This is a genomic window from Streptomyces thermolilacinus SPC6 (assembly GCF_000478605.2).
Classification (GTDB): domain Bacteria; phylum Actinomycetota; class Actinomycetes; order Streptomycetales; family Streptomycetaceae; genus Streptomyces; species Streptomyces thermolilacinus.
Genome location: NZ_ASHX02000001.1, coordinates 164,490 through 178,049, shown reverse-complemented (window position 1 = coordinate 178,049; position 13,560 = coordinate 164,490). Strand labels below are relative to the sequence as shown.

Annotated in this window: 12 protein-coding genes; 6 read left to right on the top strand and 6 right to left on the bottom strand. The window is 74.6% G+C overall.

What is annotated here, in order from left to right; translation table 11 throughout:
• Window positions 1-21: 21 nt before the first annotated feature.
• A complete protein-coding gene (locus tag J116_RS00885; protein ID WP_023591253.1) occupies window positions 22-894 on the top strand; it encodes a bifunctional 5,10-methylenetetrahydrofolate dehydrogenase/5,10-methenyltetrahydrofolate cyclohydrolase in 873 nt (290 codons plus the stop codon).
• A 238-nt stretch (window positions 895-1,132) separates the two neighbouring features.
• Here J116_RS00885 and J116_RS30565 read toward each other — a convergent pair whose 3' ends face one another.
• Both J116_RS30565 and J116_RS00875 read right to left on the bottom strand, forming a co-directional pair.
• A complete protein-coding gene (locus J116_RS30565) occupies window positions 1,133-2,419 on the bottom strand; it encodes an SWIM zinc finger family protein (RefSeq protein ID WP_023591254.1) in 1,287 nt (428 codons plus the stop codon).
• Window positions 2,416-5,637, bottom strand: a complete 3,222-nt coding sequence (locus tag J116_RS00875) for a DEAD/DEAH box helicase (RefSeq protein ID WP_023591255.1) — start codon at window positions 5,635-5,637, stop codon at window positions 2,416-2,418. Before J116_RS00875 ends, J116_RS30565 begins: the two co-directional genes overlap by 4 nt.
• Before the next feature lie 302 nt (window positions 5,638-5,939).
• Here J116_RS00875 and J116_RS00870 point away from each other — a divergent pair, with 302 nt between their 5' ends.
• The 3 genes from J116_RS00870 (at window position 5,940) to J116_RS00860 (ending at window position 7,815) form a co-directional block, all read left to right on the top strand.
• Window positions 5,940-7,016: an acyl-CoA desaturase gene (locus tag J116_RS00870; protein ID WP_028964824.1), complete on the top strand. Its 1,077-nt coding sequence runs from the start codon at window positions 5,940-5,942 to the stop codon at window positions 7,014-7,016.
• A gap of 77 nt (window positions 7,017-7,093) precedes the next feature.
• Window positions 7,094-7,279, top strand: a complete 186-nt coding sequence (locus J116_RS00865) for a hypothetical protein (protein WP_023591257.1) — start codon at window positions 7,094-7,096, stop codon at window positions 7,277-7,279.
• Window positions 7,280-7,374: 95 nt separating this feature from the next.
• On the top strand, window positions 7,375-7,815 hold the full coding sequence (locus J116_RS00860) for a VOC family protein (protein WP_023591258.1): 441 nt from the start codon (window positions 7,375-7,377) through the stop codon (window positions 7,813-7,815).
• A gap of 165 nt (window positions 7,816-7,980) precedes the next feature.
• On the opposite strand, the gene J116_RS00855 is transcribed toward J116_RS00860, so the two are convergent.
• From J116_RS00855 to J116_RS00845, 3 genes are all read right to left on the bottom strand, one after another.
• Entirely contained in the window at window positions 7,981-8,805 is an 825-nt protein-coding gene (locus J116_RS00855; protein WP_051204061.1) for a hypothetical protein, read from the bottom strand.
• Window positions 8,806-9,063: 258 nt separating this feature from the next.
• Window positions 9,064-9,387, bottom strand: coding sequence for a hypothetical protein (locus J116_RS00850; RefSeq protein ID WP_023591260.1), 324 nt, complete (start codon window positions 9,385-9,387; stop codon window positions 9,064-9,066).
• 324 nt (window positions 9,388-9,711) lie between these two features.
• Window positions 9,712-10,311: a class I SAM-dependent methyltransferase gene (locus J116_RS00845; protein WP_023591261.1), complete on the bottom strand. Its 600-nt coding sequence runs from the start codon at window positions 10,309-10,311 to the stop codon at window positions 9,712-9,714.
• 262 nt (window positions 10,312-10,573) lie between these two features.
• Here J116_RS00845 and J116_RS00840 point away from each other — a divergent pair, with 262 nt between their 5' ends.
• Entirely contained in the window at window positions 10,574-10,981 is a 408-nt protein-coding gene (locus J116_RS00840; RefSeq protein WP_023591262.1) for a roadblock/LC7 domain-containing protein, read from the top strand.
• Window positions 10,982-11,124: 143 nt separating this feature from the next.
• Window positions 11,125-12,345 carry a DUF6397 family protein gene (locus J116_RS00835; protein WP_051204010.1) on the top strand — a complete coding sequence of 407 codons (1,221 nt, stop codon included), beginning with the start codon at window positions 11,125-11,127 and terminating at the stop codon, window positions 12,343-12,345.
• A 108-nt stretch (window positions 12,346-12,453) separates the two neighbouring features.
• Here J116_RS00835 and J116_RS00830 read toward each other — a convergent pair whose 3' ends face one another.
• On the bottom strand, window positions 12,454-13,500 hold the full coding sequence (locus J116_RS00830) for a phosphatidylinositol-specific phospholipase C domain-containing protein (RefSeq protein ID WP_028964825.1): 1,047 nt from the start codon (window positions 13,498-13,500) through the stop codon (window positions 12,454-12,456).
• Window positions 13,501-13,560 lie beyond the last annotated feature (60 nt).

Genomic DNA, 13,560 nt, shown 5'->3' with positions numbered 1-13,560 from the left:
TGTTGACGCTCAGGAGGACCCATGTCCACGACCGCCGAAGCCCGCCTCATGGACGGCAGCGGCCTCGCCCGCCGCCTCGTCGAGGAGACCGCCGCCCGCGCCGCCGAGCTCACCCGCCGCACCGGCAAGGAGCCGTGCCTCGCCACCGTCCTCGTAGGCGAGGACCCCGCGTCCGTCACGTACGTACGGATGAAGCGCGCCCGCTGCGAGAAGGCCGGCATCCGCTCCCGCCACGTCGAACTGCCCGCCACGACCACCACCGAGGAGCTCGTCGCCGCCCTGCGGGACCTGTCCGACGACCCCGACGTGCACGGCATCCTCCTCCAGCACCCGGTCGGCCGGCACATCGACGAGCGCGCCGCGTTCGAGGCGATCGCCCCCGAGAAGGATGTGGACGGCGTCACCACCAGCTCCTTCGCCTCGATGAGCTTCGGCCTGCCCGGGTTCGTCTCCTGCACGCCCGGCGGCATCATGCGGCTGCTCGACGCGTACGACGTCGATCCCGCGGGCAAGCGCGCCGTCGTCGTCGGCCGCAGCGCGATCCTCGGCAAGCCCGCCGGGATGCTGCTGCTCGCCCGGAACGCCACGGTGACGTACTGCCACTCCCACACCCCCGCCGCCGACCTGTCCGCCGCGGTGCGGGAGGCGGACATCGTGGTCGCCGCCGTGGGCAGGGCCCGTTTCATCAAGGGCGAGGACATCAAGCCCGGCGCCGTCGTCATCGACGCGGGCTACAACGAGGGCAACGTCGGCGACGTCGACTTCGAGCCCGCGGCCGAGCGGGCCGGGCTGATCACGCCCGTCCCGGGCGGCGTCGGGCCCATGACCATCGCCACCCTGCTGGCACAGACGGTGGACGCGGCCGAGCGGCAGCTCGGCACCACCACCGCCTGACCCCGCAGCGGCGCACCGCGAAACGCCCCGGCAGTGGTGGCCGCGCCCGTCCCGGCGCGGCCACCACCTTCCCGATACGTGAACCGCTCCCGGCTTCACGGATCGTTCCCGGAGCGGCGGTCCGGTCCCCCCGTTATGCGGTCCGGCTCGCGCGCGGTCCGGCCTCCCCGTGGCGCGGTCGCGCCGCCCCGCCCGTGGTGACGCGGTCCGGCTCCCGGTTGCGCCGTCCCGCTCCCCGTCACCGCGTGTCGTCCCCCTCCAGCAGCGAGGCCAGCACCGCGCCCGGGTCGTACCCGGCCGGGCCCGCCGGGGCCCACCGGTCCTGTTCGCGCCGGAACGGCCACCAGCGGCCGTCCCGGCCCAGCCGCACCTGCACGTCACCGCCCGGTCCGGCCCAGCGCCCGCCGCCGAGCGGCCGCAGGACGCCGAGCTCGCCGTCCTGCCCGGCGGCTGCGACGAGCGCCTCGGCCCTGGCGGCCACCGCGGGCTCCGGGGTCCACTCCACCTCCAGCGCCGCGAGGCCCGCCGCACCGCCCAGCCGCCACGCCCGTACGGCGAGGTCCATGCCGACCGCGTCCCGCCCCGTCCCGGCCGCGAGCCGGGCCACCACCCCGGGCACCGGCTCCTCGGCGGTCGCGGCGAGACGTACGGCGTCCTGGGCCACGGTCAGAGGCCCGTCGCCGGAACCGGCAGCGGGGGAGTCCGCCCCGGCCAGCACCTCCGCCAGCATCCGCCGTGCCCGCCGCGCCGCGTCGGCCGCCAGCAACTCCAGTACGAGCGGCTCCACCTCGGCACCGGGGTCCGTCTCCGTGTCCAACGACGGCGGTTCGCCGGCCCGTTCGGGGACCGGCGGCGGCGACGGCAACGCGGGCAGGATGTCGCCCATCGCGAACGCCTCGTCGGCCCGCACGCCCCCCGGCTCAGCCGCCACCGCGTCGTCGGCACCGCTGCCGCCCGTGCCGCGCGCCGTCAGCTCCTCCAGCAGCCACCGTTCGGCCCGGCCCCGCATGAGCAGCAGGACGAACGGGTCCCGGTCGAGCAGCCGCGCCACCTGGTAGCAGAGGGCCGCCGTGTGAGGGCAGTGGTCCCACGCCCCGCACGCGCACTCCGCCTCCAGGTCGCCCAGGCCCGGCAGCAGCTCCACCCCGGCCGCCGCGGCGTCCTCCACCAGGTGCGGCGGCATGTCCCGGTCCAGCAGCGCGGCCACATGGCCCGCCCGCTCCACCGCCGTGCCCAGGAACCGGTCCCAGTCCCCGTCCGACAGCTCCTGCACCAGCACGTCGGCGCGGTACGCGGTCCCGTCCCGGTCCGTGACGACCGCGGTGATCCGTCCGGGGCGCACCGTCACGGCACCCACCGCGCCGACGCGTGCCCGGGCGCGGCCCTTCTTCAGCTGCTCGCCGTCGAGCGCCGTGTCCTCCAGGGCCTTCAGCCAGGCCCGGCCCCACCAGGTCTCGGCGAAGCCACGCCCGTGGGCGGGCGGCAGGGCGGCGAAGGTCGCCTCGTCCTCGTAGCCACCGCTCATCGTCCACGCCCTCCGCTCGTCCCGTCCACGACACCCTTCACGTTCCCGAGGCCGGTCATGTCCCCGAGACCCTGCCCGCCCGTGAGGCCGCCCTTCACATCCGCGAGGCCCTTCACATCCGCGGTGCGAGTCCCGTCCGGGATCGTCGTCCCGTCCGCAGAGCCCGCTCCGCCCCTGGCGTCCACCCTGTCCGCAGCGCCTCTCCCTTCGTCCCCCGAGGAGCCGTTCCCGACCGCCCCGCTGTATCCGGTTCCCCCGTACACGGAACCGCCGTGCCCGCCCTCGCCGTACGCGTCGCGCCCGCCCTCCGCGTCGTCACCGCCGCCCGCGTCGTAACCCCCGTCCGTCGCGCGCAGCCGCACCAGCTCGGCCAGTTCGGCGTCGGTCAGCTCCGTGAGGGCCGCCTCCCCGGCGCCGCCCAGCACCGCGTCCGCCAACTGCCGCTTGCGCGACAGCATGTCCGCGATGCGGTCCTCGACCGTGCCCTCGGCGATCAGCCGGTGCACCTGCACGGGCTGGGTCTGCCCGATGCGGTACGCCCGGTCGGTGGCCTGCGCCTCCACCGCGGGGTTCCACCAGCGGTCGAAGTGCACGACGTGCTCCGCCCGCGTCAGGTTCAGCCCCGTGCCCGCCGCCTTCAGTGACAGCAGGAACACCGGTACTTCCCCGTCCTGGAAACGGGCGACCATCGCCTCGCGTTCCCCGACCGGCGTGCCGCCGTGCAGGAGTTGCGCCCGTACGCCACGCGCGGCGAGGTGGTCGCGGAGCAGCCGCGCCATGCGCACGTACTGGGTGAACACCAGCACGCTCGCGCCCTCGGCGAGGATCGTGTCCAGGAGCTCGTCCAGCAGTTCCAGCTTGCCGGAACGGCCCGCCAGCCGGGGCGCGCCCTCCTCCTTCAGGTACTGGGCGGGGTGGTTGCAGATCTGCTTCAGCGCGGTCAGCAGCGTGACGACCAGACCGCGGCGCTCCATGCCGTCCGACCCGGCGATCGCGGCGAGCGTCTCCCGCACCACCGCCTCGTACAGCCCGGCCTGCTCCTTCGTCAGGGCGACGGCCCGGTCCGTCTCGGTCTTCGGCGGCAGCTCCGGCGCGATGCCCGGGTCCGACTTGCGGCGGCGCAGCAGGAACGGCCGGACCAGCCGGGACAGCCGCTCCGCCGCCGCCGGGTCGGCGCCGCCCTCGACGGCCTGCGCGTACCGGCTGCGGAACGTGCCGAGGCGGCCGAGCAGGCCCGGTGTCGTCCAGTCGAGGATCGCCCACAGTTCGGAGAGGTTGTTCTCCACGGGGGTGCCCGTCAGCGCCACCCGGGCCCGCGCGCCGATGGTGCGCAGCTGCCGGGCAGTCGCCGAGTAAGGGTTCTTGACGTGCTGGGCCTCGTCCGCGACGACCATGCCCCAGTCCACGCGCGCGAGGCGCCCGGCGTCGAGGCGCATCGTCCCGTACGTGGTGAGCACGAAGCCGTCGGAGACACCGTCCAGGTCGCGGCGGGGCCCGTGGAAGCGGCGGACCGGCGTACCGGGCGCGAACTTCTCGATCTCCCGCTGCCAGTTGCCCATCAGCGATGTCGGGCAGACGACGAGCGTCGGCCCGGCGGCGGCCGGATCGGTCTGCCGGTGCAGGTGCAGCGAGATGAGCGTGATGGTCTTGCCGAGGCCCATGTCGTCGGCGAGGCAGGCGCCGAGTCCCAGGGACGTCATGCGGTGCAGCCAGTTCAGGCCCCGCAACTGGTAGTCGCGCAGCGTCGCGGCGAGCGCGGCGGGCTGCCCGGCCTCCTGGTGGCCGCCCTCAGGGTCCGCGAGCCGGTCCCGCAGCTCCCGCAGCCACCCGGACGCCTCGACGCCGACCGGCCGCCCGTCCACCTCGGTGGTCCCCGTCAGTACGGCTCCGAGCGCCTCGACGGGCGTGACACGGCGGTCACGCCGCTCGCGGGCGCGCCGCACCTCCTCGGGGTCCACCAGCACCCACTGGTCCCGGAGGCGTACCAGGGGGCGGCCGGCCTCGGCGATCCGGTTCAGCTCCGCCCGGTCGAGGGTCTGGTCGCCGACGGCGAAGCGCCAGTCGAAGGACAGCAGCGTGTCGGCGGACAGGAACGACGGCAGTTTGGAGTCGCGGCCGTACGGACCGCCGTCGCCGTCGCCCTCGCCGGACGGGGGTCCGACGACGGCCTTCGCGGTCAGGGTCCTGGCCAGGCTCCTGGGCCAGTGCACCTGTACGCCGGACTGGGCGAGCGCACGCCCGGCGCCGCCCAGCAGCTCCGCGATCTCCTCGTCGGCCAGCTCCAGGGCGTCCGGTACGGCGGCGGACAGCAGCGGCGACAGGGCGGGCCACACGCGCGCGGCGCGGCGCAGCGCCAGCAGCGCGTCCCGGCGCGCCGACGCCCCGAACGCCGTACCGGCGGCGCCCGACCACACCTGCCCGGCGTCGGCGACGAGCGAGGCGTCACCCGCGTGGTGCAGCTGCGGCACGGCGCGGAAGGCCGGACCGGCGACAGCGGCGCCGCGTTCGTCGACGGGCGCGCCGTCCAGGCCCGTCACCTCGATCCGCAGGGACAGCCGTACGCCCGCGTCGTGACCGGCCGCCACATCGGCGGCCCACTCGCGCAGTTCCGGCACCCGCAGCGGCGCCTCCGCCGTGAACGGGGCGCCGCCCGCGGCGAGGGACGCGGCCGGGGTACGCGGCAGTACGTCCGCCACCGCGTCCAGGAAGGTCCGCAGCAGCGCCTCAGGGTCGGGCAGCAGCACCGCCCCGTCCTCCGCGGTGCCGACCGGAACGGCGTGGGCGGTCGGCGGCATCGACGCGGCGAGCGTCCGCAACCGGTCGAGGTCCTCGGTGGCGAGCGGTCCGGCCCGCCAGGCGTCGTGGCCCTCCTCGGTCACACCGGGCAGCAGCCGGCCCCGCGCGACGAGGTGGAGGGCGAGCAGCGCGGCAGCTCCCCAGAACGCGCAGGATCTGGACGGGCCGGTGACCGACCCGGCACCGGCCCGCGCCAGCAGCGGAAGGGCCTCCCGTACGGGAAGGCAGAGCGCCGTCACACGACACGGCAGGGCGTCGTCGGCGACGACGTCCACCTCCTCGACGCTGCCGACGCCGGGCAGCTCGGGCAGCGGTGCGCCGTCGGGCGCCCAGAAGGCGAGGCGCCCACTGCGCGCGGGATCAGCGGACAGGAAGACGGTGGAGCAGCCGGCGAGGCCGATGAGCGTGGGGTCCCAGTGCACAGTGCTGTTGCAGTCCTCAAGTTTGACTAGCCTGATGTGGAAGCGCCGACGGTACAGGACGTCCCGGACGGAAGCTCACATTCCATCCGTGAGGTGGCTCACAGGGCCGACCCGGGGTGGCGTCGGCACTACCCCGCAAGGAGGGGTGTCCCCCACCCTGTCCGGGTGCTGCCGTCATGGCCGGCGGTACCGGCCGCTCCGTAGGTTCGAGGTACGACGTCGCCCCGGCGCGGCCCCGCATGGAGGCCAACGCCGGTCACCCGCATCCCGCCGAACACTCGGCCCACAGACCGGAGACCGCCATGCCCCAGGCCACCATCGCCCCGCCGGAGCGCATCCCGGCCCCACCCCGCGCGGGCGGCGGCAGCGAGTTCACGCCCCTGCTGCGCGCCGTCCGGGAGCGGAGGCTGCTGGAACGGCGGCCCGGCTGGTACGCCGCCGGGATCACCGCCAATCTCCTCGCCCTCGCGGCCATCGCGGCCGCGCTCGTAATCTTCGGCGGCTCGGCCTGGACGCTGCTGCTCGCCGTCCCGCTGGCCGTGTTCTCCGCGCGTACGGGTTTCATCGCCCACGACGCCGGACACTCCCAGATCGCGGCCCGCCGCCGGACCAACCACCTCCTCCAGATCATCCACGCGAACCTGCTCCTCGGCATGAGCCAGGAGTGGTGGAACGACAAGCACAACCGCCACCACGCCAACCCCAACCACGTCGAAAAGGACCCGGACGTCGCCCCGGACGTCCTCGTGTTCGCCCCCCACCAGGCGGGCGGCCGCACCGGCCTGCGCGGCTGGCTCACCCGCCACCAGGCGTGGCTGTTCTTCCCGCTCACCACCCTCGAAGGGCTCGCCCTCAAGGTGTACGGCTTCCAGGGGGTGTTCTCCGCGCGGGGGCGGCGCGGCACACGAGGCGCGAGGCTCATGGAGGGCGGCCTCCTCGTCGCCCACGTCGTCGGCTACGCCACGCTGCTGCTCGCCACGATGCCGCTGGGCCGGGCGCTGCTGTTCGCGCTGATCCACCAGATGCTGCTCGGCCTCCACCTGGGCCTCGCCTTCGCGCCCAACCACAAGGGCATGGCCATGCCGGGCGAGGACGGCGGCGACGAGAACTGGGGCCATCTGCGACGACAGGTCCTCACCTCGCGCAACATCCGCGGGGGCGCCGTCACCGACTGGCTGCTCGGCGGCCTCAACTACCAGATCGAGCACCACCTGTTCCCCAGCATGCCGCGTCCCCACCTGCGCCACGCCCAGCCGCTGGTCCGCGCCCACTGCCGCGAGCTCGGCCTGCCGTACACCGAGACGGGCGCGCTCGACTCGTACCGGCAGGTGCTGGGCCACCTCCACGCGGTCGGCGAGCCCCTGCGCACCGCCGCCTGAACCGCAGCGCGCCCGCAGGCGGAACCACACCGCCCGGCCGAACGTTCACCGTGCAGACAGCCGAGAAGGAGGCGTCCATGTCGATGCGGACGAAGATCATGATCGGGGGAGTGGCCGTCGGGCTGCTGCTGATGCCCCTGATCGGCTTCTGGATGTCCCTGCTGGTCGTGGTGGGCGTGCCCGCCCTGGCGTACCTGGCGCTGGATCCCGGCCAGCGGCGCCGGCTGAGGCGGGTCGCCGCGCGGCGCGAGATAGGCCGCTGAGCCGGGCGTACGCGGCGCGGCGTACACCGCTCGTCGGAGGCACCTACACCCGGCGCCCGATGTGTTCGGCGCGCCCGGGTCCGTAGGTTCACCCCATGCCCGCAGACGCCGCCGCACACATCCGAATCGCCCGCCCCTCCCGCGACCTCGACGCAGCCGCCCGCTTCTGGATCTCCGGCCTCGGGCTCAGCGAACTCTGGCGCCACGAAGGTGACGGCACGCCGGGCGACCACAGCCTGCTGATGGTCGGCTGGCCCGACGCCAGCTGGCACCTGGAGCTGGTCCACACCCCCGCCGGGCCCGTGTCGCCACGGCCGACGCCGGAGGACCTGCTGGTCGTCTACCTCGACGGCCCGGTCCCCGAGCCCCTCGTGAACCGCCTCGAACAGCACGGCGGCCGCCGGGTCCCGTCCCACAACCCGTACTGGGACCGCTGCGGCATCACCATCGAGGACCCGGACGGCTACCGTCTGGTCCTGTCCACCCGCACCTGGTCCAACACCCCCACGCCCCCCACAGCCGTCGCGAACGCCTGACTGGTCGGACCGGTGTTCGCAGCGGGGTACCGGACACTCCGGACGGCCAACACCAGCAGGCCGCCCATGCGGGCGTCCTCGCACGCGGTTCCCACGCCTGCGGGCGAATCGGGGCGTACGACGAGGTCGGCAGCCGTAAAGACGGGCGGCCGGGGCGGACACGGGTCAGCCCGGGCGGACGGCCATGGCGTCGAGGCCCGCCAGCAGTCCTGGCAGGTGCGGGCCGCGCCCCACGGGCAGTACCTCGCCGGGCAGCTCGTCGACCAGTACGAACGCGATGTCGTCGGTCCGCGCCACCAGCGACCAGCCCGCCCCGTCCACCCGCAGCATGCGCGCACCACCCGGTGCGAACGTGGAGCGCACCCGCCCGGGCGGCGGCGGGTCCTCCAGATACGCCCGCGCCTCCCCCAACACCCGCCGGACCGCCGTGTGCGGGCCCGGCCCACCGCCTTCTCCGGGAGCCGCCCCGCTCGGGCCATCCCCGTGAGGGGGTACGGGCGCCACGGCCCGTTCCTCCGCCCCGGAGGAACGGAAGTCGTCGTCGCCGAGCTGCTCGCGCCACGCCGCCCACTGGAGGGCTATCCCGTCGGCGCCGAGCCGCCGCTGCGCCGGGCCCCACCGCGCCTCGTCGGGCGGCGTCAGCGGCGGCGGGTCTCCCTCCGCCGTCTCCGGATCGTGCGGCGCCGGGAGGTTTGGCGCCGCGACCGCCAGGGCGAGCGGCCAACCCGGCAGCGCGGCCACGGCACTGCGCTCGTCGGGCGACAGGTCGTACTCCATGCCGCAGTCCCACGCGGCGATCGCCACCGCGACCAGCGACACGTCGTCCACCGCCACGGTCCACCGCGCCCCGTCGCCGTCCTGCCCCAGCACCAGGCCGTAGCCCTCCGCGTAGGGCTCCAGACCCAGCGCCCGGCAGGCCTGCGGGTAGTCGTCGCCGAGAACGCTGGGGAACTGGGCCGGGGTGAGCAGCACAGCGGTCAGCACGTACAGCGAGTCATCGCCGTCATCGCCGTCCGCGGAGCTTTCGGCGGCGGGGCCCGCGGCGGGGGCGAGGCGCTGGCCAGGGGCGGGCCCGGCGGGCCGACCGGCTCCGGTGCCCGCGCGCTTCTCGTCCGTACCCGTCACGGCGGCCTCCCGTCGTACAGTCGCGGCAGCCCCCGCGGCGCGCTTGTCCGTCGGACGCCGTACGGGCTCGGTCGGCGCACCTTAACCAGCGAGTAACCCAGCCGTCGAGAGCCGGGGCGATACTCAGGAGACGGGCGGCAGCCCCAGCAGCCCGCGCGCCACCGTCTCCGGCGACTCGTCGCGTTCGCGCGCGAGGGCTATGACCGCGCGGCAGGCCAGCTCCTGGACGCCGAACGACAGCGCCTCCGGCGACACCCAGCCCGTCGCCTCCTCCATCGCGTCCTCGTCGTCGTCGGCGCAGGCGGCGACATAGGTGGCCGCGGCCTCGAAGATGTTGTGCTGCCGTTTCGGCGCGCGGGCCGTGACGCCCGCCTCGCCGTCCGCCGTCCCGGCGCTGCGGCGGGCCTGTGCGGGGAAGGGGAGGAACGCGCGCAGTTTCTCGAACATGGGGCCACCTTCCCGTGCGGCGAACGCGTCGCCGCTGCCTGCTGTCTCGTCACTCCAACGTATGCCCGGGACCACGGCAGCAGTAGAGCGCCCGAGTCCGGTCGACGTCCCGCGCCCCCAGCCAGCCCTTCACCGCCCCCGCGCCCGGCCACCGCCGGGCCGCGCACGTTCCGGCACCCCCATCCAGCCGTGTCCAGCCGCCCCGCCTGGCACCCCCGTCGCCCACACCCGGCCGCCGCCCGCGCCTCAGCCACCCGCCGCGCCCTCCGTCCAAGCGCCCGCTACGCGCGTGAAGGCAACCCGGAGATGAAGGCAACCCGGAGATCAGGCCACGCGCTCGGCCAGCGCCAGAAAGCGGCTGTCCTCGTCCACGTACGACACGAGCCGCCAGCCCGATCCGGCGAGCAGCGGCCGCAGGTTCGGCTCGGCGCGCAGGTCGTCGCCGGCGAGCGGCCGTCCGTGCCGTGAGGCGAGCGCCGCTCGCCCGACCGGGTGGAACAGGGCCAGCCGCCCGCCGGGCCGCACCACGCGAGCCAGCTCCCGCAGGTCCTCGGCGGGCCGGGCCAGGTGCGAGATCAGCCCCGCCCCGAAGACCGCGTCGAAGCGCCCGTCCCGCAGCGGGAGCCCGCCCACGTCGCCCAGCAGCAGTACCCCACTGCCGTCCCGGCCCGCCCGTACCGCCGCCTCCAGCATCGCCGCGGTCAGATCCACGCCGACGACCGTGCCGGTCGGCCCCACGGCGGCCCGCAGCGCGGGCAGCGCACGCCCGGTGCCGCAGCCCGCGTCCAGGACGGTGTCGCCCGGCCGGAGCCCGATGTCGGCGATCGCCGCCTCGTACGCCGGGCCGTCGTCGGGGAAGCGCGCGTCCCAGTCGGCCGCCCGTGCCGTGAAGAACTCCTGCACGTCCCTGTGGTCGTCGCTCATGCGTTCATGATCCCTCACCCGTGCGTGCGGCATCCCGCGCACAGGTACGAGCGTCCATGGTTGTTCGGGAACATCGCGCTGTCATATTCGACAGCTTTCGCATGTGGCTCCGAACATGGGGGCCGCGTTCACACGGCCCCGCATGCTCGAGTCCGTTTCGTGACCCGGTGACCGGCAGGGCGCTTGCCGGGCCCACCTCGGTGGGTAAGGCTTACGCGGACACGGGGAACACGGGGACTTACGAAAACGGGGAGGACCGGGCATGGCGCTCGACAAGGAACTCGACTGGCTCCTGGACGATCTGACCAAGCGTGTGGCGCACATACACCACGCCCTGGTGCTGTCGAACGACGGACTCGTCACCGGCGCCAGCAGCGGACTCCTCCGAGACGACGCCGAACACCTCGCTGCCGTCTCGTCCGGCCTCCACAGCCTCGCCCGGGGAGCCGGACGCCACTTCGGGGTGGGGGAGGCCCGCCAGACGATGGTGGAGTTCGAAGACGCCCTACTCTTCGTGACCGCCGCCGGTGAGGGAAGCTGCCTCTGTGTACTCAGCGCCTCCGAGGCCGACGTCGGCCATGTCGCGTACGAGATGACGTTGCTCGTCAACCGCGTCGGGGACCACCTGGCCGTGGCCTCACGCCGCGCCGCCGCACCGGACGTCCCGTAGCGTCCGGCGTCGTCGGTCCCAGCTCCCGCTCCCGACCCCCGGCACGATCACGGAGAGTTATCCACAAGGTCGGGCGGGGAAGCTTCGACTGCGCTACCTTCGTCACAGAGAGTAGTCGCAAGTGAAGGATGGGGGAGACCGGCATGGTGGTCGAACAGACCGGAAACACCGTCGCCTACGGAAGGGCGGCGCAGGAACTGGCATTGCGGAGAAGCGAGTTCGACCTCGCGGTACACCTGGGGTATGTGCGGACGGTGCGCGCGCCGACGGGCGGGCGTCCCAGGGTGCCGAAGGAGGAGATCGACCGGCTCCGCGCCGAGCCCGGCTTCCCGGCGGACTTGCGAGAGTGCGTCAGCACGGTGGGTACGGCGCAGGCGGCCGAACTGGCCGGAATCTCGCCCGAGCGCTTCACCAGACTGGCGAGAACCGGCCATTTCTCTCCGGTCGCCTACTACCTGAACCGGTATCGCGCGGTCGTCTGGCTCTATCTGGCCCGTGAGGTCGTGGACGGCGCGGCACGCCATCGGGACCTGCTCACCGGCCGGGCCCCGGCGGATCTGAGGGACCGGCTCAAGGCGGGCGAGGACAGCCGGCCGCGCAGGTGGCGGGCTCGGCACCGCCGACTGCTGCTGGATCGGGCGGCCGACGCCTGGGGGAGTGCGGCGGTCCTCGCCTCGTTCCTCGCCCCGCTCCAGGTGGCCGAGCTCGTCCCGGACGTGTACGAGCGGCTCCATCTGGATCGACTCCGCCCCGCCCCGCCACACGGCCACCCGGAGTCGCCCGCGGCCCGCGGGGTGGCGGACCGGCTGCTGGTCGCCGACGACCCGGCCGAGGTGGCGGACCTGCGGGCACGCCTCGCGGAAGCCATCCGCACCGCCCGAGCGCACCATCCCGCCCCGCGCCCCGGCACGGCGGAGGCGAACAGGGTGGCGGCTTCCACGACTCCACGCGCCCCGGCCCCGCCCGAAGCGGCGACACCGGCACCCCGGCCCGCCTCGTCCTCCCAGGCCGCCGCCTGCGCGCCATCGCCGTCGGCGCACGCATCCCCCGTACGTCGCTCGGTGCCCGGCCGGGGCCCGTCGCCCGTGCGGTCCGGGATGGTGGAGGAAGCCGTTCCGGTGAGTGCGGACACCGGCGCGGCTGCCGCAGCCGCTGCCCCTCCGCTACCGGTCAAGGCCGGGCGGCGGGCGGGGCGTGGGGTGGCCGATGGGCGGGGGCCGCACCGGTCGCGGCGGCGTCCTGCCCCGAAGGCGCCCGCCGCACCGCCCGGGCACACCGTCCCGCCCACACCCGGAGGGCGCCGGGGAGCGTCGCGTACGGGTCTCCTCGCCCGCCTCGGCCTGCGGCGCCCCAGAGTGGGGTGACGGCGCCGATGGCCACGCCGGGGCCCGCCCCGTGACGGCCCAGCCCCAGTGCCCGGCCCGTGGCGACGACCAGGGCGTCTGACGGGCAGGCACGTGGTGGCGCTGTCCCTACGAGCTCGCGCGCGGGACGACCGAGGACAAGACGGACGGCAGCGGGTACCAGTCGGCCGACACGACGCTGGCGTGCCGTCCGGCCAGCAGGGCGAGCCGCTCACGGGCCTGGGTCTCGGTCGGGTTGGTTCCGTCGATGGCGGGGGCGACATTGTGCGCGTCGGTCATGACGACCAGGTAGTTCCGCCGCGCGTACCAGGAGGTGTCCACCGATCCGCTCGCGTACACCGACGCGTCCCCGTCGAACACGACGAACCACGGCCGCAGCCCGGCGTCCGCGTACCGCAGGCGAGGGTCACCGGACTGCGCCCGGTGCACCGCCGGGAACGCGCCGGCCTCCCGCAGCCGCCCGGCGGCGGCGAGGTCCCGCAGGTGGCTCGCGTACTCGCGGTCGGTCCACAGGGAGTCGGCCGGGTTGTCCTCCTCCACCGTGCCGGGGATCAGCTCGATGATGAACTTGCCCGCCAGCCGGGCGCGGCTGGGCCACCCGTCGGTGCGGACGGCCGTGTCGAGGTCCGGGTGGGCGCCGATCAGGTCGGCCGGCCGGAACAGCGCGTCACCCAGCCGCGCCGTCAGCAACGCGTCCAGCGCGGCAGGCCCCCGCCCGTACCGGCCCTGGAAACCGTCCTTCATCTCGATCTTCAGCAGTACCGGGTGGTGCCCCGGGTGGGCGTCGTGCCAGGCGCGTATGTCGGCGAGGCAGCCGCCGAGGTCCTGGTTGCGGGCCTTGGTGCGCAGCTCACCCGCGTGCGCGGCGTTCTCGCAGTTGTTGTCGTTGCCGAGGGGATTGCTGTGCGACACCCGCCAGGACCGGCCGAACGCGTTGGTCCACACGTCCAGTTCCAGCATCGCCGCGCCCGAGTCCAGCGCGTCGGCGAAGTACCGGTACTTGTCCTTCTCGTACGCGTTGTGGACCCCCACCCCCGTGGAGGCGCCGTACGACAGCTGGCCCGGATCGGCGGCCACCGCCGCGTTCGGACCGGCACCCAGTACCAGCACCCCAGCCACCACGGCGGCCCCCGCAGAACGTGCCAACACGCCCATAACGTCCCCTGCTTTCCGGTCAGCGCATATGAAGTCGCCGGAATCGTAGGGGAGTTGAGT

Excerpts from the sequence above, each read along its gene's own strand:
- J116_RS00865 (WP_023591257.1), top strand. The coding sequence starts at position 7,094 with ATGTCGATGCGGACGAAGATCATGATCGGGGGAGTGGCCGTCGGGCTG.
- J116_RS00870 (WP_028964824.1), top strand. The coding sequence starts at position 5,940 with ATGCCCCAGGCCACCATCGCCCCGCCGGAGCGCATCCCGGCCCCACCC.
- J116_RS00860 (WP_023591258.1), top strand. The coding sequence starts at position 7,375 with ATGCCCGCAGACGCCGCCGCACACATCCGAATCGCCCGCCCCTCCCGC.
- J116_RS00845 (WP_023591261.1), bottom strand. The coding sequence starts at position 10,311 with ATGAGCGACGACCACAGGGACGTGCAGGAGTTCTTCACGGCACGGGCG.
- J116_RS00840 (WP_023591262.1), top strand. The coding sequence starts at position 10,574 with ATGGCGCTCGACAAGGAACTCGACTGGCTCCTGGACGATCTGACCAAG.
- J116_RS00835 (WP_051204010.1), top strand. The coding sequence starts at position 11,125 with ATGGTGGTCGAACAGACCGGAAACACCGTCGCCTACGGAAGGGCGGCG.
- J116_RS00850 (WP_023591260.1), bottom strand. The coding sequence starts at position 9,387 with ATGTTCGAGAAACTGCGCGCGTTCCTCCCCTTCCCCGCACAGGCCCGC.
- J116_RS30565 (WP_023591254.1), bottom strand. The coding sequence starts at position 2,419 with ATGAGCGGTGGCTACGAGGACGAGGCGACCTTCGCCGCCCTGCCGCCC.
- J116_RS00830 (WP_028964825.1), bottom strand. The coding sequence starts at position 13,500 with ATGGGCGTGTTGGCACGTTCTGCGGGGGCCGCCGTGGTGGCTGGGGTG.
- J116_RS00885 (WP_023591253.1), top strand. The coding sequence starts at position 22 with ATGTCCACGACCGCCGAAGCCCGCCTCATGGACGGCAGCGGCCTCGCC.